Annotated in this window: 19 protein-coding genes and 1 tRNA gene; 11 read left to right on the plus strand and 9 right to left on the minus strand. The window is 62.7% G+C overall.

Annotated features, from left to right (window positions below; all coding sequences use genetic code 11):
• Positions 1 to 70 precede the first annotated feature (70 nt).
• Complete coding sequence (locus tag HAP40_RS02755) at positions 71 to 445, minus strand: DUF3175 domain-containing protein (protein WP_166811002.1); 375 nt, start codon at positions 443 to 445, stop codon at positions 71 to 73.
• Between the two features lie 182 nt (positions 446 to 627).
• Here HAP40_RS02755 and HAP40_RS02760 point away from each other — a divergent pair, with 182 nt between their 5' ends.
• The 3 genes from HAP40_RS02760 (at position 628) to HAP40_RS02770 (ending at position 4,643) form a co-directional block, all read left to right on the plus strand.
• On the plus strand, positions 628 to 2,112 hold the full coding sequence (locus HAP40_RS02760; protein WP_166811001.1) for an MFS transporter: 1,485 nt from the start codon (positions 628 to 630) through the stop codon (positions 2,110 to 2,112).
• A gap of 4 nt (positions 2,113 to 2,116) precedes the next feature.
• Positions 2,117 to 2,935, plus strand: a complete 819-nt coding sequence (gene otsB / locus HAP40_RS02765; protein WP_166810999.1) for a trehalose-phosphatase — start codon at positions 2,117 to 2,119, stop codon at positions 2,933 to 2,935.
• Positions 2,936 to 3,179: 244 nt separating this feature from the next.
• Complete coding sequence (locus HAP40_RS02770) at positions 3,180 to 4,643, plus strand: trehalose-6-phosphate synthase (protein ID WP_166810998.1); 1,464 nt, start codon at positions 3,180 to 3,182, stop codon at positions 4,641 to 4,643.
• Between the two features lie 97 nt (positions 4,644 to 4,740).
• On the opposite strand, the gene HAP40_RS02775 is transcribed toward HAP40_RS02770, so the two are convergent.
• Entirely contained in the window at positions 4,741 to 5,082 is a 342-nt protein-coding gene (locus HAP40_RS02775) for a hypothetical protein (RefSeq protein ID WP_166810997.1), read from the minus strand.
• 196 nt (positions 5,083 to 5,278) lie between these two features.
• Between HAP40_RS02775 and HAP40_RS02780 the strand changes: the two genes are divergently transcribed.
• Positions 5,279 to 5,368 (plus strand) — tRNA-Ser (locus HAP40_RS02780).
• Between the two features lie 253 nt (positions 5,369 to 5,621).
• Here HAP40_RS02780 and HAP40_RS02785 read toward each other — a convergent pair.
• A complete protein-coding gene (locus tag HAP40_RS02785; protein WP_166810995.1) occupies positions 5,622 to 6,257 on the minus strand; it encodes a 2-hydroxychromene-2-carboxylate isomerase in 636 nt (211 codons plus the stop codon).
• 17 nt (positions 6,258 to 6,274) lie between these two features.
• Positions 6,275 to 6,997 (minus strand): glutathione S-transferase family protein, encoded by a 723-nt coding sequence (locus tag HAP40_RS02790; protein WP_166810994.1) that lies wholly within the window; start codon positions 6,995 to 6,997, stop codon positions 6,275 to 6,277.
• A gap of 215 nt (positions 6,998 to 7,212) precedes the next feature.
• Between HAP40_RS02790 and HAP40_RS02795 the strand changes: the two genes are divergently transcribed.
• Complete coding sequence (locus HAP40_RS02795; protein ID WP_334270903.1) at positions 7,213 to 8,460, plus strand: CoA transferase; 1,248 nt, start codon at positions 7,213 to 7,215, stop codon at positions 8,458 to 8,460.
• Here the strand turns inward: HAP40_RS02795 and HAP40_RS02800 are convergent.
• Positions 8,457 to 9,428: a LysR substrate-binding domain-containing protein gene (locus tag HAP40_RS02800; RefSeq protein ID WP_208024831.1), complete on the minus strand. Its 972-nt coding sequence runs from the start codon at positions 9,426 to 9,428 to the stop codon at positions 8,457 to 8,459. The genes HAP40_RS02795 and HAP40_RS02800 overlap by 4 nt on opposite strands.
• A gap of 120 nt (positions 9,429 to 9,548) precedes the next feature.
• Here HAP40_RS02800 and HAP40_RS02805 point away from each other — a divergent pair, with 120 nt between their 5' ends.
• The 3 genes from HAP40_RS02805 to HAP40_RS02815 all read left to right on the plus strand — a co-directional run bounded on the left by HAP40_RS02805 (position 9,549) and on the right by HAP40_RS02815 (position 13,781).
• The gene (locus tag HAP40_RS02805) at positions 9,549 to 10,829 is read left to right on the plus strand and encodes a CaiB/BaiF CoA transferase family protein (protein ID WP_166810991.1); all 1,281 of its coding nucleotides are present in this window, start codon (positions 9,549 to 9,551) and stop codon (positions 10,827 to 10,829) included.
• A 54-nt stretch (positions 10,830 to 10,883) separates the two neighbouring features.
• Positions 10,884 to 11,885 (plus strand): tripartite tricarboxylate transporter substrate-binding protein, encoded by a 1,002-nt coding sequence (locus HAP40_RS02810; protein WP_246741191.1) that lies wholly within the window; start codon positions 10,884 to 10,886, stop codon positions 11,883 to 11,885.
• A 180-nt stretch (positions 11,886 to 12,065) separates the two neighbouring features.
• On the plus strand, positions 12,066 to 13,781 hold the full coding sequence (locus tag HAP40_RS02815; RefSeq protein WP_166810990.1) for a thiamine pyrophosphate-binding protein: 1,716 nt from the start codon (positions 12,066 to 12,068) through the stop codon (positions 13,779 to 13,781).
• Between the two features lie 302 nt (positions 13,782 to 14,083).
• Here the strand turns inward: HAP40_RS02815 and HAP40_RS02820 are convergent, their stop codons facing one another.
• From HAP40_RS02820 to HAP40_RS02830, 3 genes are all read right to left on the minus strand, one after another.
• Positions 14,084 to 15,199, minus strand: coding sequence for a L,D-transpeptidase family protein (locus HAP40_RS02820; RefSeq protein WP_166810989.1), 1,116 nt, complete (start codon positions 15,197 to 15,199; stop codon positions 14,084 to 14,086).
• 33 nt (positions 15,200 to 15,232) lie between these two features.
• On the minus strand, positions 15,233 to 15,910 hold the full coding sequence (locus HAP40_RS02825; protein WP_166810987.1) for a nitroreductase: 678 nt from the start codon (positions 15,908 to 15,910) through the stop codon (positions 15,233 to 15,235).
• A 148-nt stretch (positions 15,911 to 16,058) separates the two neighbouring features.
• Positions 16,059 to 17,009, minus strand: coding sequence for a LysR family transcriptional regulator (locus tag HAP40_RS02830; RefSeq protein ID WP_166810985.1), 951 nt, complete (start codon positions 17,007 to 17,009; stop codon positions 16,059 to 16,061).
• Positions 17,010 to 17,107: 98 nt separating this feature from the next.
• Here HAP40_RS02830 and HAP40_RS02835 point away from each other — a divergent pair, with 98 nt between their 5' ends.
• Entirely contained in the window at positions 17,108 to 18,289 is a 1,182-nt protein-coding gene (locus tag HAP40_RS02835; protein WP_166810983.1) for an MFS transporter, read from the plus strand.
• A 121-nt stretch (positions 18,290 to 18,410) separates the two neighbouring features.
• The gene (locus HAP40_RS02840; RefSeq protein WP_414645367.1) at positions 18,411 to 20,012 is read left to right on the plus strand and encodes an amidase family protein; all 1,602 of its coding nucleotides are present in this window, start codon (positions 18,411 to 18,413) and stop codon (positions 20,010 to 20,012) included.
• A gap of 352 nt (positions 20,013 to 20,364) precedes the next feature.
• Here HAP40_RS02840 and HAP40_RS02845 read toward each other — a convergent pair whose 3' ends face one another.
• Entirely contained in the window at positions 20,365 to 20,559 is a 195-nt protein-coding gene (locus tag HAP40_RS02845) for a hypothetical protein (protein WP_166810981.1), read from the minus strand.
• Positions 20,560 to 21,050: 491 nt separating this feature from the next.
• Here HAP40_RS02845 and HAP40_RS02850 point away from each other — a divergent pair, with 491 nt between their 5' ends.
• Positions 21,051 to 21,509, plus strand: a complete 459-nt coding sequence (locus HAP40_RS02850) for a hypothetical protein (RefSeq protein ID WP_166810979.1) — start codon at positions 21,051 to 21,053, stop codon at positions 21,507 to 21,509.
• Positions 21,510 to 21,656 lie beyond the last annotated feature (147 nt).

The raw sequence follows: 21,656 nt of genomic DNA on the forward strand, positions 1-21,656 counted from the left end.
GGCTGGATCAGCGCTCGCTCCGCTCGCTTGTCCAGGCCGACAGCCGGAAGTTGGGGTGCTGTCCGAAATTTTACTCCTTCCCGAACGCCCGCTTCAGCTCCAGCTTCGCGCGCTCCAGTCGCGCGCGCTGGGTCTTCGGCAGCGTCTTGCCGGCGCGGTTGATGTAGAAGGTCAGCATCGACAGCGCCGAGCGATACGCGCCGGTCTTGCGACGCGCGCTGTGCTCGGCCGAGCGCTTCAGCGAGGCCGCGATCTTCTTCGCGCTGGTCAGCTTGAACACACCGCGCTTGAGATCGAGCGCGTCGCTTTTCTCGGTGACACGTTGCGACCATCGCTTCGGCGCGGCGCGGCGACCTGTTCCCTTACGCGCCGTGCTCGTCTTGCGGCGCGTGGTGTGGTGCGTGCCCGTCTTTCGCGAATGTGTCCTCTTTCTGACCTGAGCCATGCGTCAACTCCTTGCGGCTCCGTCGGAAACGGATGCTCCTGGCCGCTGTTCCTATGGGAACCGGGCCACATCGCAAACGTTGTCGCAGGTGGCAGGCGGAATGCCGCACCCCCTTGATCGGATCGACCCCGTCCACGTGATGTGAAGCGGGGCCGCTTCCATTGATCAGACGCAACAACGCGATGGATTTGCAGCAAAGCCGAGCGCTGAATGATGGACCTGCGATCCCGGCCGCGGCGGCCGATCGCATCGTCGAGACCAGCATTCCCTCGCGCCTCGACGCATTGCCGTGGAGCGGCTTCCATACGCGCGTCGTGCTCGCGCTCGGCATCACCTGGATTCTCGACGGACTCGAGGTGACGCTTGCCGGCGCGCTCTCGGGCGCGTTGAAGCACAGCGCGTCGCTGCATTTCTCCAATCTCGACCTCGGCATTGCCAATTCCGCCTATCTCGCCGGCGCGGTGCTTGGTGCGCTCGGCTTCGGTTGGCTTACCGACCGCATCGGCCGGAAGAAATTGTTCTTCATCACGCTTGCGCTCTATCTGTCGGCGACGGCCGCGACGGCTCTGTCATGGGACGTCGCGAGCTACGCGCTGTTTCGTTTCCTCACCGGCGCCGGCATCGGCGGCGAATATACCGCGATCAATTCGACCATCCAGGAGCTGGTGCCGGCGCGCTATCGCGGCTGGACGGATCTCGTCATCAATGGCAGCTTCTGGATCGGCGCCGCGATGGGCGCGGTGGCGGCGATCGTGCTGCTCGATCCTGCCGTGATCGGTCCCGACCTCGGTTGGCGTCTCGCCTATCTGATCGGTGCAACACTCGGCCTCGTCGTGCTCCTGATGCGGATGTGGATTCCGGAGAGTCCACGCTGGCTGATGATCCATGGTCGTCCCGACGAGGCCCACGCCATCGTCGACGGGATCGAGCGCTCGGTGATCGGACACGGCCAGGATACGAGCGCCGGGCGCTTCACGAAGATCCGCCTGAGGATGCGCGATCACACGCCGATTGCCGAGGTCGTCCACACGCTGTTCTCGGTCTACCGCCAGCGTGCGCTGGTCGGTCTCGTGCTGATGAGCGCGCAGGCGTTCTTCTACAACGCCATCTTCTTCACCTTCGCGCTGGTGCTGACCGATTTTTACGGCATCAGCGCCGATAACGTCGGCTGGTACCTGCTGCCCTTCGCTGCTGGCAACTTCCTCGGTCCGCTGCTGCTGGGCCGCCTGTTCGATACGCTCGGCCGCCGCATCATGATCATGTTCACCTATGGCGTATCGGGCGTGCTGCTGGCGCTGTCGGGCTATCTGTTCTCGATCGGCGCACTGAGCGCGCAAGGGCAGACCATTGCCTGGATGGTGATCTTCTTCTTCGCCTCGCCGGCCGCGAGCGCGGCCTATCTCACGGTGAGCGAGACGTTTCCCCTGGAGGTTCGCGCGCTGGCGATCGCGGTGTTCTATGCGGTCGGCACCGGCATCGGCGGCGTGATCGGGCCGGCGCTGTTCGGCGCGCTGATCGACACGGGATCGCGCACCAGCGTGTTCGCCGGCTACCTGCTGGGGTCAGCCCTGATGATCGCGGCAGCGATCGTGGCGTGGCGCTATGCCATCGCGGCGGAGCGCAAATCGCTCGAACAAATCGCGCGGCCGCTTGCCTATATGGAGTAGACTGATGAAATCGGAACTTGCGGACATGGCATTGGACGAGAAGCGCACCATGTTGGACGACGACGCGCCTGATGCGGTGCCGGTGCCGCATGCGCTGGTGCCGCATCTCGATGAGACTGCCATCCTGCTCGACATCGACGGCACGCTGCTCGACCTGATGCCGACGCCGCGCGAGGTGTGGGTGCCGCCGGGGCTGTCGGAAACGCTGAGGCATCTGACCGAGCGGACCTCCGGCGCGCTGGCGCTGGTCAGCGGCCGCTCGCTCAACGACATCGATCTGATCTTCGCTCCCGACGTGTTTCGCGCCGTCGCCGGCCATGGCGCCGAGATGCGGCTGTCGGTGGACAATGAAGCCGATGCCGTGCACGCGCCGCCGCTCGACAAGGAACTGAAGCGCCGCCTCGCGGCGATCGCCAAGCTCAGCCCCGGCATCCTGCTCGAGGACAAGGGCTACTCGCTGGCACTGCATTACCGCCTCGCGCCGCACGCGGAGAAAGCGATCTACGAATCCGTGTCCTTCATCCGCGCGGAGCTGCCCAATGCACCGATCGAGGTGCTGCCCGGCAAATTCGTCTGCGAGATCAAGCATTCCGGTTTCACCAAGGCGACCGGGGTACGTGAGTTGATGACGCACGAGCCATTCAAGGGGCGGCGTCCGATCTTCATCGGCGATGACGTGACCGATGAAACCGTGTTCGCGATCATGCCCGACATGAACGGGCTCGCCTTCTCGGTCGGCCGCCGCGCGATGGGCGTGAATGGTCATTTCGACGCGCCGAGCGATGTGCGTGCGTTCCTTGCGCGCCTGCTCGATCCGAGTTGAACGAAGCGAATCGCCACTTCGCAGACACAATGCGAGCCACGGGGTGTCATCGCGCACCGCAATGCATGCTGGGCAACACGCCGCGCCAAGCCGGACTTTGCAATGGAATGAGCGGGTTCCCCCGAGGGAAACCAGTTCCAACGCGCGTGCCCGATTTTGGTTTCAATTCGTTGAAACGATGATCAGGAACCATATTGATGAACGGCAGTTAAACGGGTTGGAATGAAACAGGAGGGGACGACCTGTGAACTTAGTCGTCGTTTCGAATCGCGTCGCCCGCGGCAAGCCAAATGAACCCATGACGGGCGGCCTTGCGGCAGCCTTGCTGCCGGTAGTGGAACATTCGGGTGCGATCTGGGTGGGTTCCTCGGGGCGCGTACGTGATGGGAATCAGAAGGAACCGTTTGCTGAGATCGAAGCCCTGGGAACCGGCGCGATCGCCACGCTGGACCTGCCGGCGGCGCATTACGGCGGCTATTACGAAGGCTTCGCCAATTCGGCGCTGTGGCCGGCGCTGCATTCGCGCAGCGATCTGATCCGCGTCTCGCGCGAGGACTATGTCAGCTATCGCGAGGTCAACGCCTTCATGGCGCGCGCCTTGATGCGCTTTCGCAAGGCCAAGACCGCGTTCTGGGTGCAGGATTATCATTTCCTCGCGCTCGGCGCGGAGCTGCGCAAGCTCGGCGTCGACGATCCCATCGGTTTCTTCCTGCATACGCCATGGCCCGTCGCCGCGGTGATGCAAGGCGTGCCGAATCATCGCGAGCTGATCACGGCGATGCTGGCCTACGACCTGCTCGGCTTTCAGACCAACGAGGACTGCCAGAACTTCCTCGGCTATGTCGGCGGCGAGCTCGGCCTCGCCGTCGAGGACGGTGTTGCGATCTCCCAGCATGGCCGGACCCGCTGCGAGGTGTTTCCGATCGGCATCGACGCGGAGAAGTTCGCGGCCTATGCCGCGAAGTCGGCCTCGCATCCCGACGTGTCGCGGCTGCGGCGCAGCCTCAACGGCGAGCGCCTCGCGATCGGCGTCGATCGCCTCGACTATTCGAAGGGCCTCGTCAACCGCATCAGCGCGTTCGACCGGCTCTGGACCGAGCAGCCGCAGTTCGCGCGAAGCATCTCGCTGCTTCAGATCGCGAACCCCTCGCGCGGCGGCATCGAGGCCTATGGCAATCTCCAGAACGAGGTCGCGCGCCTCGTCACCGACGTCAACGGCCGCCATGGTGAGGTCGACTGGACGCCGATCCGCTACCTCAACAAGGGTTTCAGCCAGGCCGTGCTCGCCGGTCTCTATCGGACCGCGCAGATCGGCGTGGTGACGCCGCTGCATGACGGCATGAACCTCGTCGCCAAGGAATATGTCGCCGCGCAGAACCCGGCCGATCCCGGCGTGCTGGTGCTGTCGAAATTCGCAGGCGCGGCCAATGAGCTCGACACCGCCTTGCTGGTCAATCCGCACGACATCGACGGCATGGCGCGCGCGATCGCGGTCGCCGCCGCCATGCCGCTCACCGAGCGCAAGATGCGCTGGGACGCCATGATGAAGAAGCTCCGCGGCCACACCATCCAGCAATGGTCCGCTGACTTCGTGGCCGAGCTGGAAAAGTCCCGCACCGAGAAGGCCGCGGTCGCTCCGCTCGCAACCCAGCCGCCGCAGGCCCTGCGCTGGTTGAAGTCGGCGATCTCGGGCGTGCGGTTGATCTGAGATTTTTCTCAGGTTCTATGCACTCGTCATGGCCGGGCTCGACCCGGCCATCCGCGTCTTGCCACGGGCATGACGGCAAACGGCGATCGAGCGAGCCTCAATAGCAATACGACACGCCGTCCAGGATCGCGCATTGCCGCTTGTTCGGTGCGTTCGGATCGTCCAGCGGCACCACCCCCTTGCCCTGGCCGACGAATACGCCGGGCCCGACATGCACCGAGCTCTTGTTGCCGATGATCACGCTCTGATGCGGCGCCGCGCTTGAGCGCGTGCCGTCCGGCCAGATGATGGCATTGCCCGACAGCACCCCGCGCCGGCCGTCGTCGCAGCTGACGTCGACGCCCTGCCGGGTGCAGACCTGGGCCTGGGCGGGGGCCGCGAGCGCGATACAAAGGGCCCAAATCAGGCCCGGTGCGGCGATGGTCTTGTGGATGGTCATGGCGTCCCCGGTCCTGTTTAGCGGTCTCTCGTGAATCGTCGCACCCAACCCGCTTCGGGTTCAGCCTGCGGGCGGTTCCCGGGCGCTTGTCAGCGCCAGATATTCTCTTTCAAATACAATATCTTACGGAAAAATCATCCGATTTTTCCGCGGTCTCTTGCAAAATCAGCGGCGCCCCTTCAAGAGAAGGCGCTCCGGAGAGATGGCCGAGTGGCTTAAGGCGCACGCTTGGAAAGCGTGTGTGCGGGAAACCGTACCGTGGGTTCGAATCCCACTCTCTCCGCCATTTCTACACCACAGCCCTTCGCAGCATCCGATTGTTCGAATCTACCGCGACGCAGCGGGGTCAGACAGCCCCGTCGATCATCACTTCGATCAAAGTCGGCGCGCGCCTTCCGAGGAGGGGCGCGCGCTGTCATGACCGCCTCAGTAAAAGCCTGGATGCGGTGATCGCGCGGCCGAGGATCAGCGCGTGGACATCGTGGGTGTCTTCGTAGGTGTTTACCGGCTCGAGATGGATTCTTTGGCAGGCATGTCTATCAACCCGCGACCGTTGACGGAGAGCGACGCACACGCGGCAGGGTAGGCGACGTCAGTTCATCGTCGATGAACTCCATGCGGTCCTTGCCCCAGAACATCTCTTCGTCGACGAAGAAGGTCGGAACGCCGAACACGCCACGTTCGAGACCGTGATCGGTTTCGGCGATGAGCGCGTCGCGGATCTCGTCACTTTCGACCAACTTCTCGAACTCGGCCGGATCCACACCGAGCTCGGCGGCGATCGGCTTTAGTCCGGCGAGTTCGCCGACCGATGCGTCGTTGCGCTCCCAATAGTCGGCGAAGATCTTCTCCATGTATTCCCACTCCTTGCCGAAGTGGCGCATCGCGAGCGCACCGCGCAGGGCAGGGCTGGTCTTCATCGGGAACTTCTTCGGCATCTGGAACGGAAGGTCGTACTTCTTGGCCCATCGCATCAGATCGATCTTCCGCGAACGGAGCTTGACTTTGGGTTCGTCCATCAGAACGTAATTCTGCTTCCGGAAGACGTAACCCAGGTTGAAGGGATGCGGCACGACGGTCGCATCATGCTTCTTCGCGACCGGCTTGATCAGATGTAGGGCGAAATAGCTGTTGGTGCTGCCCAGATCCCAATAGAACTCGATGGTCTTTCCCACGACGTACCTCCGTTTGCTTATTGCTGCGAACCGCCGTCCGACGGCCGGCCGTATTGCTTGTTTCCGAAGAGGTTGTCCCAGGCGGCGCCCGCGGGCGGCTTCCTGTTCTTTTCGAATCTTTCCTTCAGAACAGCGAGGCCACGCTGAACGGCTGGACGCTCGCGGACCGCGCTGTACCAGCGCTGTATCGACGGATAGTCGTCCAGGTTCTGGCCCTGGAACTTGTGCGACCGTAGCCATGGATAGGTCGCCATATCCGCAATGGAATACTCGCCGGCGATGTACTCGTTCTCGGAAAGACGCTTTTCCAACACCCGGTAAAGGCGTCCCGCCTCCGACGTGAACCGGTCGATCGCGTAGGGGATCTTCTCCTTGGAATATTCCCGGAAGTGATGAGCCTGTCCGAGCGCCGGCGCCATGCTGGCCGCCTGGAAGGCAAGCCACTGGATCACCTGGTATCGCGCGCCCATCTCTTCCGGTATGAAGCGGAAGCCGCTCTTCTCCGCGAGATACATCATGATCGCGACGGACTCGAAAAGCGGAAAGAGCCTTCCGCCAGGCCCCTCTGAGTCGACGATGGCCGGAATTTTGTTGTTCGGGCTGACCCGAAGGAAATCTTCGCCGAACTGTTCGCCCTTGCCGATGTGTACGGCTTCGACTTCGTAGGGCAGCCCGAGCTCCTCGAGCAGAATAGAGATCTTGTAGCCGTTCGGGGTCGGCCAGAAGTACAGCTTGATCAACGAAGCCTCCCGCGTTCGTTCTTGCGGGAGAAGTTAGGCGGCATGAAATATGTCGTCCAAGACTATGAAAGTCATGATTCAGTCGTCTAACGACTTATCGAGCGCCAGCGTTCAAGTCGTGAGGCGTCTCAATCGAGTTGCCGTCCGTATTGGACCGGATCGTCGCCCCAAAATATTCGTAGGCCTCGATAACAAGCTTACGGGAGCGCCAAGCGATGACGAGCGGTATCTTGCCCATGCTGTCCGGCCTGAAGGTCATCGACATCACTCAGTTCGTGGCGGGACCGACCGCATCGCGAGTCCTCGCCGAATTGGGGGCCGACGTCGTGAAGGTGGAATTGGCGCCCTATGGTGATCGATCACGCGTGCAAGGCGTCAAGGCCAAAGGCGCGCCCGAGAACGCAGCGCCCCACAGCACATACTTCTTCCAGCATAATCATTCGAAGCGCGGTATCGCGCTGGACTTCAAGAACGAGCGCGCCCGGGAAATCCTCAGGGGCATGATAGCGAAGGCGGATGTCCTCGTCGAAAACTTCAGCCCCGGCGTGATGGCTCGTGCCGGAATGTCGTACGACGATCTGAAGAGGCTCAATCCCCGCCTGGTGATGTGCTCGATCTCGTTCGCCGGTCAAACCGGCGATCTCAGCGAAAAGCCCGGCTACGATTACATCGGTCAGGCCTACGCCGGCGTGACCGGCATGATCGGAGAGGCCGACGGCAGTCCCGCGATGGTAACGATGGCCATCGGAGACGTCTCGACCGGCGTATCCGCCGCCTTGGCGATCGTGACCGCTCTGTTCCACCGGGAACGCACCGGCGAGGGGCATCTCGTCGAGAGCACCTTGCTCGACACCTATTTCCACATGCACGAGGCGAGCATCCCTCGCGTCTCCAAGCTCGGAAAGAAGTACGTCCAAAAGCGCACCGGGTCTCAACATCCAGACGGCGGTCCGACCGGCATATTCAAGTGTGGCGATGGGCATTACATCACGCTGATGTCGCTGTCCCATCAGTGGCCGCAGTTGGTGCAGGCACTTGATATGCCCGAACTGCTCAACGATCCGCGGTTCGCGAGCGCGAGTTCCAGGCGCAACAACAACGATCAGCTCAAGGAAATTCTCGAGGGATGGTTGGCTTCGGTCGGCTCCCGCGATGAGTGCTTGAAGCGGCTCGAAAGGCATCGAATCCCGGTGGCGCCGGTTCTGGACCTCAATGAGGTGATCGAGCTCGACCATTTGAAGCAGCGGAACACGGTGCGCACCGCGATCGATCCGATGCTGGGCGAGTTCAAGGTGCCGGGGATGCCGGTTCGCTTCTCGGGGTGGCATGGCCCGTCCCACCTCTCGGCGGCACGGCTTGGGGAGCACAACGCCGACGTTCTGCGCGAATACGGTCTGACGGAGGAAGAGATCGCGGACCTTCACCAGAAGAAGGTCTTCGTACGGGACCGTGCGCTCGGCTAACGCGGTTTGCGGACACGCCCTTTCTTTCCAGTTCCGTCAGCCGGCTCCGCGCCGGCGCCCTGGGGCGAGGCCTTCGCTTTCAGACGCGACGCCTGCTGAAACAGGTTCCGGGACAGAAACGACCGGTCGTCCCACCGCTTGGCGAGCCACACTGCGGTCTCGGCTTTCGGCTCCCGCAGCGGGACGAACTTCAAGCCGTCCAGCGAAAGCCGCTTGAGGGATTCCGGAAGGATCGAGACGCCCATGCCGGCGGCGACCAGCCCCATCATCGTGGGCGTCGCATTCGCCGCCTGGGCTACGTTCGGTGCGAAGCCGGAGTCCCTGCATAGATCGACGATCTTCTGGTGCAGACCGCTGCCGATTGAGCTGGCATAGAGCACCATCGGCTCTCCCGCGAGGTCGCCAACGGACAGATCGCCCTGCGTGGCCGCCAATGGATGGTCCTTCCGCATGACAACCATCAGCCTCTCGCGCGAAATTTCCACCGACTGTATCGACTCCGGCTTGGGCTGTAGCGGCCGGACGAAACCGAGGTCGAGGCGTCCGTCGAGTATCGCGTCGACCTGCTGATACGTCGGCATCTCTTCGAGAAGCAGATCGACGTCGGGATGCTCGGCGCGGAAGTCGAAGACGAGCTTCTGAAACCCTTCCACGAACGGAGCGGAGCCGAAGAACCCGACCCTCACTTCGCCTACCTGTCCCCGGTGGATCCGCTCGGCGCGCACCGCCGCAGCGTCCACCCGTTCGAGCACTTCCGCGGCTTCCTTCAGGAAATTCTTTCCCGCACTGGTCAGTTCGACGCGCCTGTTCGAGCGTTCGAAGAGCCGCGCGCCGATCTCGCGTTCGAGCGAAAGTATCTGCTGACTCAACGGGGGCTGCGAAATGCCGAGTCGGTCGGCGGCCTTGCCGAAGTGCAGTTCCTCGGCGACCGCCACGAAATATCGCAAATGCCGCAGTTCGATATTCATACCGACAGAGTATCAGACGAATCGGTCGTGATACATATCGAACGTGACCTATTGCGTATTGGACGCCGGTGGCCCCCGTCGCGAAAGTAAAAGGAGGGAGTTTCGATCCAAGGATGAACCGTGATTTCGGAAAAGACGACGTATTCAGTCGCGTCCGGTGCTGGCGGTAAGCCGCCGATCCTTCGCGGCGTGCGCGTTCTCGATCTCAGTCGCTTTCTGTCCGGTCCGCAGGCGACGCTGTTTCTCGCCGGTATGGGCGCGGAAGTCATCAAGATCGACGAACCGCGGGGCGGCGACCCAACCTTCACCGCGCCTCCCTTCTTTGGCCCGCGCGGCGTCGCCTTCGACCGTAGGACGTCGGAAGACCTAGGTATCGCGTATCTGAAGCGGACGCGCGGCAAGAAGTCGATCAGCCTCGACCTGAAGAAGCCCGAGGGGCACAAGGTGCTGCTCAAGCTCGTCCGCGAAGCCGACGTGCTGGTCGAAAATTTCAAAGTCGGTGTCACTACCAGGTTGAAGATCGACTACGACACACTACGCGCCGTCAATCCGAAGCTGATCTACTGCTCGATCACGGGCTACGGCGCGACCGGGCCCGAACGGCACCGCAAAGCCTTCGATCTGATGGTGCAGGCCGCGACGGGAATGATGAGCATCACCGGAAATCCCGCCGGTGAACCGAGCAAGACCGGCGCGTCGCTTTCCGACGGGATTGCGGGAACGTTCGCGATGGCGGGAATCCTGGCTGCACTCTACCAACGACATGAAACTGGCCTGGGTCAATTCATCGACGTCTCGATGGCGGATTGCCTGCTTTCGCTCATCTTCGACGAGCCATTCGAATGCTATGGCGAGTTGGGACTCGACCACCGCCAAGGCAACCGGATCGCCAGGTTTTCTCCGTTCAACACTTATCGAGCGCTCGACGGAGCGGTCGCGATAGGCGCCGGAACGACCGCGGACTGGACGAAGCTTCTCGAGATCATGGGATGCCAGGATCTCCTGAGCTCGGTCGAGTTCATGAACCCCGGTTGGCGCATCGAAAACAACGAAAAGGTGGACGAAGTGGTGGGGCGTTGGGCGGCAAACATGCCCATCGACGAGATCATCGGCCGGTTGGACGCGGCGGACATTACCTGCGGGCCGATCCGGACGATCGACGACGTCGTCTCCTGGGATCAATTGCGAGTGCGCGACATGCTGCAGCCCGTGCGCAATCCGCATCTACCGAGCGCAGCCGGGCCCCTCGCTGCGGGCTTTCCACTGAAGTTCAGCGAGGCGGAGGCGGTTCACGATCCGCGCGTGCCGATGCCGCGCGAACACAACGCCGAAATCTACGAAGGTCTCCTCAAGCTTTCGAAGCAGGAGGTCGCAGATCTTGGCAAGGGCGGGATTGTCTAGCTCCAACTCGAAGACGACCCAAGAACATAAGAGCAAAGGCTTAGGAGGAGCCACATGATCATCTCGGGACTTGGCAAGGCGGGGTTGCGTAGCATGGCGAATAAGGGCGCTTGTACACTCATGTCGCTGTGCCTCCTCGCATGCCCCGTCGCAGCGCAAACCTATCCAAGCCGTTCTATTACCATGATCGTTCCCTATGCTGCAGGGGGCCCGACGGATACCGTGGCTCGCGTCGTCGCCGACGCGATGGGACGCGATCTGGGACAGCGCGTGATCGTCGAAAACGCAGCTGGGGCAGGCGGTACCATCGGGTCCTTGCGGGCCGCCAAAGCCGAGCCGAACGGCTACACGCTGATCCTCAATCACATAGGAATGGCGACGGCGCCGATCCTCTACCCCGGATCGGTAGATCCCCTTACGTCGTTCGAATACATCGGGCTTGTCGCGGACGTGCCGATGACCATCGTGGCTCGACGGTCATTTCAACCGAACACGCTGAAGGAATTGATCGATTACACCGCCAAGCAGGGAAACAAGATCACTTACGCGAATGCGGGAGCTGGAACGGCGTCACATATCTGCGGAGTTCTGTTCGCTTCCGAGACCGGGGCGCAGCCCGTCACCGTTCCCTATAAGGGCACTGGACCCGCAATGATTGATCTGCTCGGCGAGCAAGTGGATTTCATGTGCGATCAGACGACCAATACGACGAACCAGATAAAATCCCGCGAGATCAAGGCGTATGCCGTCACGACGGCGCAGAGAATACCAGCGCTGGTCGACATCCCTTCCGTAAAGGAGGCGGGACTTGGAAATCTGGAGCTGTCGATTTGGCACGGAATATACGCTCCGAAGGGCACCGCTGCAGAGGTAGCAGCAAGGCTAACGTCTGCGCTTCAATCGGCCCTGAAGGATGAAGTCGTCCTCGAACGCTTCAATCAACTCAGCGCTCTTCCGGTGTCGAATGATCAGGCGAGCGCGGCTGCATTGAAGGCAAAACTCACATCAGAAATCACTCGGTGGAAGAAGGTCCTTGCCGCGGAGATCGCAAAGTAGTTGCGGCCGGCTCATTTGCGGCCGACGCTCCTTGGCACCGTGTCGAACGCCAGCCCTTCAGCTATATCCGAAGCCTGTCGGGTCGCGACCGACTTGAGTCGTCATCTTTCGATGAGGTCCTTTCATCGGGGGAACGGTCGGCGTTGATGAAAAGCGCGGGAAAGTGGGAGAGCGATCGTCATGGGGACTAAGTTGCGCGGCGCGGACATCGTTGCACAGTCATTGGAACGATTGGGGTGCAGCAGGATCTTTACGTTGTCCGGCAACCACATCATGCCCATCTTTGATGCTGTCCTTGAGACGAAGATTCAGTTGACCCACGTGAGGCACGAAGCCGCCGCTGTGCATATGGCCGACGGGTGGGGCCGGGTCACCGGCGAGCCAGGCGTGGCGATGGTGACCGGCGGGCCGGGCCATGTAAATGCGCTCGGAGCATTGTTCGCGGCCCAAGCTGCGGAATCGCCAGTAGTGCTCCTTTCCGGTCACGCGGCGACTTGGGAACTGGGGCGAGGCGGCTTCCAGGAAATTAAACAGGCGGACATGGCGAAGCCGGTGACCAAGGCGTCATGGACCGCAACGTCGACCGCTGCGCTCGGAAAGGATATCGGCGAAGCGTTTCGATTGGCCCGGGAAGGGCGCCCCGGACCCGTAAATGTCAGCTTACCGTCGGACCTACTCGATGAAACAGTCGGTCCGGACGAAGTTGTTTGGCCAGAAGTCCCCGGTTCGATTGACGGAGGAGATATCGAAGCGGCGGTCGCGGATAAGATACTCTCCGCGATCGCGTCGTCGGAGCGGCCGATCATCTTTGCGCCGCCCGCGCTCTCGAGCGTAGATGGGCGCGCGCTTCTCAAGGAACTGGAAGTTGCGACCAATGCACCTGCCGTCATCCTGGAAAGTCCACGCGGGACTGCTGATGCAACTTTAGGTGCGTTCGCGGATCTCGTCCAATCGGTGGATCTCGTCGTGCTTTTGGGGAAAGCGTTGGACTTTACCACCCGCTGGGCTGCAGCGCCGCACTACAGATCGGACGTCCGACTTGTCGTCGTCGATCCAGATCCGGCCATGGTTGGACGCGCAATGAATGAGGTCGGTTCTCGCGTTCTGGTAGGGTGCGTGGCTGACACGAAGGTTGCCGCTCGGACGCTGATCGCGCGCGCTTCGAGTTTGGCCCTGCGAAGCTCAGATTGGCTTAAACGGGCCCGTTCAGCGCTGGACGACAGGCCCGCGGAATGGACCTCCGTCTCCTCGTCAACAGAGGGGCGACTTCATCCAGTTGAAATGTTGCGCGTGCTAAGGCCCTATATAGATGGCGACAAGGACGCCGTACTGGTCTCCGACGGCGGCGAGATCGGGCAATGGGCCCAGAGTATCCTCCCATGCAGGCGCCGAATGGTGAACGGCGTATCGGGCGCAATCGGAAGCTCACTCTCGTTGGCAATCGCCGCCCGCTATGCCGAGCCGAAAGCGCCGATCTTTACGGTAATTGGCGACGGTAGCCTAGGATTCCATCTGGCCGAGTTCGAGACAGCAATTCGATGCCGTCTGCCGTTCGTAGCAGTTGTCGGAAACGACGGCTGTTGGAATGCGGAAAGCCAGATTCAATTGAGATCGTACGGTCCAAACCGTATGCACAACATGGATCTCACTCCCGCGCGCTATGACCTCGTTGTCGAAGCGCTTGGCGGCCACGGAGAGTTCGTCGACCGGGCGGCTGATTTTCCCGGAGCCCTCGATCGCGCGCTAGCGAGCGGAAAGCCGGCTTTGATCAATGTTATGATCGAAAGCATCGCGGCTCCGACTATCAAACTAACTGAGCATTTTCACACGGGCGTCGCTTGGGAACAGGCCAAGAATGGGCTTGTGTCGAAGGCGAAACCCATTTCCGGGCCGTAGCTCGAACGGTGGGTCTTAGTCAAGAAAAGTCAAAAATCCTTTGTCGTTCAATGGGGATTGACTGACACTCTCTCCGCCATTGTGCCTCACCCCACCAATAGCGGCGCCGTTGGCGACGAGCCACGCGGCTGCACGCGGCGCTTGGTCATCCCCTCCTGACCTTTGCCCATCCTACCCTGGAAACCGACAACACCGTCGCTTTCTCGGCAGACCTCCGCTCCGACGCCACCGCATTCGCTGGAGCGGAATGCCGATACCAGCCATTGTCCGCCGAAGATCCATCGCGGACGCCGCACGAGCGTTCAGCACCGACCTGACGGGACGCCGACACGAGCCGGATTACACTCCGGCGGCTTGTCCAACGAGCTACCAAACCATCTACTCGTCAACGAGCCATCATTGTCGATCCAGGGGATCGGAGGCAATTGCGGCAGGTAGGATGCATACGGCATGACTTTCGCAAGCGTCACTCTGCCCGGAAACCGTGTGAGGAACGCCTTGTTCATTCCGCCGTCCAGTCCGCTGTATATCGGGGCAGCCGGCAAATTGTCTTCAAGCAATCGCGCGTATTCGAGCTCGTCGGCGCGTTTCTTCTCCAGCGCCCGCCGCGCGATTTCCGGATTGACGACGAAGGGAGGACATTTTTCGGCAGGGTTGAACACGAGAGGGGACGGCGAATTCGGGGGAGGTTGCGCATCGAAGACATAGCGGCGGTCGCACACATCCACCCGCGGTTCGAGCCGCGTCGTCTCGAAATGATCGTTGCCGATCTTGAGCATTTTCCAGAAGGGCAGGTTGGGGCTATTTCGATGCCGCGCCAGATTTGCCGGCGTGAGGCGGAACGGATAGGCCTGGACCTGGAACGACGGCCGGCCGCCGAGGAATGAGTCGCGCGCCAACGAATAGATTTCGCTTATCTGTTCGTCGGTCATGGCATAGCAACCGCTCGACCAGCAGTCGCCGTGGATCATGAGGAAGCTGCCGTGGCGCTTGTTCGCCCTGTCGAACGTGTTGGGGTAGCCGAGGTTGATCGAAAGATAGAAGTTGGAGTTGGGATTCATCAACTCAGGTGTAATTGTATAGAACCCTTCCGGAGCCTGCCGGTCGCCCTCGTACAATTTCGGCCCGAGATCGCCCGACCACCGACAGATTGGATAAGTCTTGAGGATCTGGAAACGGCCGCTCGTGTCCTGTTTCCAGACCTCGAGCTCGGCCTCCTCCTTGAAAAGACGCATAACGATCGGCGAATATTTTGGCATCTTCTTCTGTTCGAGCAGCGAGAGCAGCTCGGGCGGTAGCTCCTGTGTTGCCTTGGCCGGCAACGGCTTGCTGCCTTCGCCAAGGCAGGCGACCGGCATCAAGGCAGCCGCAAAGGCGGCTACCAGCACAAGCGCACGCCGGGCCCTCGCGCGGATCACTGCTGCACCTCCAGCCCTTCCGCCCGCGCGCCGTTAACTCTCGAACCCAACAAACACCGTCGCTTCCTCGACCGACTTCCGCTCCGACACCACCGCATTCGCCGGAAAAGTCTCGTCCGGCCAGCCCAGCGCGATGCTTTTCATGATGACCTGATCGTCGGCGATCCCTGCGTGCTCGCGCACCACGGGGGATTGCATGATGCCCTGGCTGTTGATCACGGCGCCGAGCCCGCGCGACCACGCGGCGTTGACCAGGGCGGTCGCCACGGCGCCGCAATCGAAGGGCGTATCGTCGCTGCCATCTAGCACGCGGTCATAGGTGATGATCACGCAGACGGGCGCGTCGAACTGGCGGAAGCCGCGCAGCACCCAGTCCTGGCGTTTGTCCATGTTGTCGCGCTCGATTCCCATTGCGGAGAATAATTGCTTGGCGACGCCGACCTGCCTGTCGCGGTGCTTGCCTGCAAAGGCCTGGCCCGTGCGGAACTCGCGCGACTGCGGGACGCCCGCCACCATCCGTTCGGTGTTGCCGGCGCGGATCCGATCCAGCGGTTCGCCGGTGATGACATAGAAATTCCAGGGCTGGGTGTTCATCGACGACGGAGCGCGCATCGCCAACCCGATGATTTCCGCAATCAGCTCCTTGGGTACCGGATCGGGTTTGTAACCGCGGATGCTCCGGCGACCGAGGATGACGTCATCAAACTGCATCTGTGTGGAATTCCCCTGACAAGTTCTGAAACAGTTGGGATTTTCGCGGTTTCGGCGCCCTCGCGCAAGCGGCGGGGTGTCCTCAACGGTCCAGCCACGCGGAACATGATCGCATCAATATTGCGCACTGACACTCTCTCCGCCAGCCTCACCCCGCCAACTTCCACCCATCCCCCGCCCGCTTCAGCGTGGGATCGCTCACCCGCACGTGCTCGGCGAGGAAATCGATGAACGCGCGGACGCGCGCGGGCAGGGGCGCGGTGTGGCCGACATAGACGGCGTGGATGTCTTCGCGGTCGCCGGGATTGTAGCCTTGCAGCACCGGCACGAGGCGTCCGGATTCGATGTCGGGGCCGATATGGAAGAGGGCGAGGCGGGCGAGGCCGACGCCGCCGAGGCAGAGGCGGCGAGCGGCTTCGCCGTCGCTGGCGCGCGCGACCGGCGGCGGCATGGCCTCCTCGGTGCGGTCGCCGCGCTTGAACGGCCAGCCGCCGCGGATGCGCGGAAAGGTCCAGCCGATGCCGCGATGCGCGGTGAGATCCGCCGGCGTCCTCGGCGCGCCGCAACGGGCGAGATAGTCGGGCGCGCCGACCACGACCATGCGGCTGGTGCCGAGCTTTCGTGCGACCAGACGCGACGCACGCAATGGTCCGACCCGGATCGCGACGTCGGCGCGTTCCTGCATCAGGTCGATCGTCGTGTCCGTCAGCATGAGATCGAGCGTGACGTCGGGATGCTCTTCCAGAAAGCGCGGGATCAGCGGCATCAGATGCAGCATGCCGAAGGGAATGTTGCTGTTCACTGTCAGGCGGCCGCGCGGCGTCGCGCCGGAGGCCGCCTCGCGTTCGGCCTCCTCCATCTCTGCGAGGATCCGCACGGCCCGCTGGTAGAAGGCCTGGCCTTCCTCGGTCAGGGTCAACTTGCGCGTGGTGCGGGTGACGAGGCGGCAGCCAAGCCGTGCCTCCAGCCGGGACATCAGTTTGCTCACGCCCGACGGCGTCAGGCGCAGTTTACGCGCGGCCTGGGTGAAGCCGCCGAGATCGACGACGCGGACGAAGACCTCCATCTCGGCTGAACGGTTGGTGTCGAAACGGGCCATGTTGAATTCACGTCATGAATGATTGGATTGCGGACATCCTAATGGTTTTGCGCGGGCACTTCTATCTGCGTGGCTCGTCCCATCCATCGGAGCCACGCATGCCTCTCGCCGTCCTCGCGCTCACCGCCGGTGCCTTCGGCATCGGCACCACCGAATTCATCATCATGGGCCTCCTGCTCCAGGTCGCCGCCGACATGCATGTCTCGGTGCCGGTCGCCGGCCTGCTCATCTCCGGCTATGCGCTCGGCGTATTTGTCGGCGCGCCAATCCTGACGCTGGCGACGCGGCGGATGCCGCGCAAAACCGTGCTGCTGGCGCTGATGGCGATCTTCACATTGGGTAATGCCGCCTGCGCGCTGGCACCGAACTACGAATTGCTGATGGCGGCACGCGTCCTGACCTCGCTCGCCCACGGCACTTTCTTCGGCGTCGGGTCGGTGGTGGCCACGGGCCTCGTTCCCGAGGACAAGCAGGCCTCCGCGATTGCCACCATGTTCATCGGCCTCACGGTCGCGACGCTTTTGGGCGTGCCCTTCGGCGCCTGGTTCGGCCTGATGCTGGGCTGGCGCGCGGCGTTCTGGGCCGTGACGGTCATCGGCGTGATCGCCTTTGCCGTGGTCGCGGCCCTCGTTCCCGGCCATGTCGGCAACGGGGACAAGCCGGTCTCGCTTGCCGAGGAAGTCGCGGTGCTCGGTCGCCCGCAGGTGCTGCTCGGCCTTGCCATGACCGTGTTCGGCTTCGCCGGCCTGTTCGTCGTCTTCACCTACATCCAGCCGATCCTGACGCGCTTCACCGGCTTTTCGGACGGTGCGGTCTCGCCGATTCTGCTGGTGTTCGGCGCAGGTCTCGCGATCGGCAACGTCGCCGGCGGCAAGCTTGCCGACCGTGGTCTCGCCGGCGCGCTGATCGGAACGCTCGCCGCGCTCGCCATTGTGCTGCTTGGGCTTGCCGCCGTGCTGTCGGTCAAGATCGCGGCGATCGTGCTGATCCTGCTACTGGGCATCGCTGCCTTTGCGACCGTCGCCCCGCTCCAGCTTCGCGTGCTGGAAGCGGCCGGTCCCAGTGGCCGCACGCTGGCCTCCAGCCTCAACATCGCCGCGTTCAATCTCGGCAATGCTCTCGGTGCCTGGGCCGGCGGCGTCACCATCGATCGCGGGCTCGGCCTCTCGGCGCTGCCTCTGGTCGCAGCCGGCATCACCGCCGTCGGTCTCGTGTTGGCGCTGTGGAGCCTGCGGCTCGACCGAGCGCAGGCGGCGGTCGCGGTCTGTCCCGCGGAATAAGGCAGGCGGCGCGATCGCGGACAATTCGCCGCGTCGCGCCATCGCGCCATGCAGAAAACGCACCTGTACACCTCCTTTCGCCATCCGTAACCTCCGCGGCGCAATTTTCAGGAGGTGCGACGTGGCGAAGAAGACGACCAAGAAAACCAAGAAGACTGGTTCGAAGAAGCTGGCCAAGACATCTGCCAAGACATCTGCCAAGAAAGCTGCAAAGACCTCCAGCAAGACCAGCGCAAGCCGCAAGGCCGTCGTTGCGAAGAAGGTCAAGAAGGCCGCACCACTCAAGCCGGCTTCTACGCGCCGTCCCAAGGGACCGGCCTGGCAATGGTCGGCGGTGGAGACCGCGGCCGCGATCCGCTCCGGCGCCATCTCCGCCGTCGAGACGGTGGAGGCGCATCTCGACCGGATGCGCGCCGTCAATCCGAAGCTGAACGCGGTCGTCGTCGACCTCTCGGAGGAAGCGCTGAAAGCCGCGCACGCGGCCGACAGGCAGCGCGCGAAGGGCGGCGAGCTCGGTCTCCTGCATGGCGTGCCCGTCACCATCAAGGAAAATGTCGACTACGAGGGCCGGCCGAACTTCAATGGCGTTCCCGACAACAAGAACCTGATTGCGCCGTCGGATTCCCCCGTGGTGCGCAATCTGAAAAAGGCCGGCGCGATCGTCATCGGGCTCACCAATACGCCGGAATTTTCCTTCCGCGGCTTCACCGACAATCCGCTGCACGGGCTGACGCTGAACCCGTGGGATCCCAACATCACCTGCGGCGGCTCCTCCGGCGGCGCCGGCTCGGCGGTGGCGGCGGGCATCGGCACCATCGCCCATGGCAACGACATCGGAGGTTCGCTGCGCTGGCCGGCGCATTGCAACGGCGTTGCCACCATCAAGCCCACGCAGGGCCGCATCCCTGCCTTCAACGCCAGCGCGACCGCGGAGCGGCCGATGCTGGCGCATTTGATGTCGGCGCAGGGGCCGCTTGCCCGCCATGTCGCCGACGTCCGTCTTGCGCTGGAGGCGATGAGCCAGCGCGATCCGCGCGATCCCTGGTGGGTCCCCGCGCCGCTGACCGGACTGAGGCCGAAGGGGCCGATCAAGGTTGCCCTGGCCAGGATCCCCGAGGACATGGACGTCGATCCGTCCGTTACGGCGGCGCTGCGTCAGGCAGCGGATCATCTGGAGCGGTCCGGCTACCGCGTCAGCGAGGTCGATGTGCCCGACATCAACGGCGTCTGGCAGACCTGGTGCGACATCATCACCAACGAGACCGTGGTGATGCAGGAGGCCGGCATGCTGAAGGTCGCCTCCGAGGACTTCCATAAGGCCTGGGGCGGCATGAAGACCAAGGCCAATGTGCTCGATCTCAAGGCGTGGATGCAGGCGACCGCCGCGCGCAATGGCCACATCCGCGCCTGGCAATTGTTCTTCGAGGAGTATCCGGTGGTGCTGGCGCCGACCACGGTGAAGCCGACGCCAGGCCCGCGCGACGATACGGTCAGTCCCGAGCGCGTGCGCGAGATCTTCTGGGGCGAGATCCGCTTCATCTCCGCAATCAACGTGCTGGGCCTCCCCGGCGCGGTGGTGCCGGTGACGCTGCATGAGGGCAAGCCGATCGGCGTGCAGCTCATTGCCGGACGCTATCGCGAGGATCTCGCGCTCGATGCGGCGGCCGCGATCGAGAAACGCGCCGGCGTGCTCACCCATCGCCTTTGGCAGACCTTGGCCTGAACCCGTTCCAGCTACCGCCTCAGGGCTTCGCGCATTCCGCGCGAAGCTCGCAGGGGGCGGTCAGCTCGCCCGATGCGAGGCCGCAATCGCCCTTTGGCAGCGCGGAGCCTGCGCAACCGTTCACCGCGGCGTGAAAACGGGCGTCCCTGCGTTGTCGAGGGGGCGTCGCCGGCGCTATCAGCCTCCCGATCCCGTAGGGCAGGGAAGCTGCACCAAGTTCCACAATCAGCGTGCGGCTCGCATCAGTTCACGAGAGTCCCTCAATCCTTGACTCCTTGATTTAAGTCAAATCCGATCTCGAGCAGGCGGAGAGCTTTCTGCCGGGTGCCGATCCGTGAGCGGCATCGCCCTATCATGAGCGCGGCACCCCAAGTAATGGAGGAAAGCCATGCTTCGATGCCTTCTCGCTGCTTTGGCGGCGATGGTTCTGATCACCGTCAGTCTCATTCCCGATGATGCATACGCCCGCCGTGGCGGCGGCGGCTTTCATGGTGGTGGTGGTGTACGCGCCGGAGGTTTCCATGGCGGTGGCGCCCGCGTCGCCCATGTCCGTGGCGGGGGATACCGGGTTGCAGGGGGGCGCTACGGCGTCGCCGGCCGTGGTTATGGCTATCGCCCGATAGCGGGGCGCCCTGTGGCGCGGGCAGCAGCCTATCGCGGCGCTTACAGGGGCGCAGCCTATGGTCTAGGTGCCGCAGCGGTAGGAGCCGCCGCAGCCGGCGCCTATGGCTACTACGGTGGCTACAACAGCTGCACTTATGACACATACGGCAACTACGTTTGCCCCGGACAATATCCGTACGGGTATCGATATTGAAGCTGGCGGGACGGTAGCGGCCAGCTCCGCTGCCGTCCGTCAGGCTGCCGAAGCTTCCTCGACTCAATCCCGCCGCGACTTGCTTGTTCAGATTTCCTCTGGCGACGCGCCGCATTGGTTCGTTGACGAGATCAAGATTCCCTGGACCGAAAGCATCAAGGTGGCGCACCATCGGCAGTCGTCTTGTCAAGTTGTGGCATCACATCGATCGAGCGAGCAGCATGAGATTTCCGGCAGGGGTCCTCGCGGGATTGCTCTTACTCACTGGCACGGGGGCGAGCCATGCCGTCGTTCGCATTGCCAATGATCGAGGCGGACCGATCGCCTATTACATCGAGAGATACGAGAAATTGCGCGCCGAGCGTCAATCGGTCGTCATCGATGGCCTTTGCGCCTCCGCCTGCACGATCGTTCTTGCAACGATTGCATCGGACGACATCTGCGTCACTTCAAAGGCAAGACTTGCCTTTCACGCTGCGTGGGACTTCGGCAGGAATGGGCGCACATTCACCGACCGCGGGGCGACCCGGATGCTGTATTCGATGTATCCCTCGCCAATTCAGCAATGGCTCGATCGTCGAGGAGGACTAACTCCCCGCACGGTTTTTCTTCAAGGCAAAGAGCTGCATGGGATGTATCGGGAGTGCGAACTCGATCCACGGCCGTCCGCCACGCGATGAGTGCCGTGAACGGCAAGCTGCAGCGAGCAACGTCTTCATTAATGCAATTTAACCCGGATTTCGGCCAATTCGCCAACAAGCGTTAGGGTTACTTCCTCGATCTCTAAGCGAATTATTGTCCGCTTTACCACCCGCCTCTAACACCGG

The sequence above is a fragment of the Bradyrhizobium sp. 1(2017) genome, assembly GCF_011602485.2.
GTDB lineage: Bacteria > Pseudomonadota > Alphaproteobacteria > Rhizobiales > Xanthobacteraceae > Bradyrhizobium.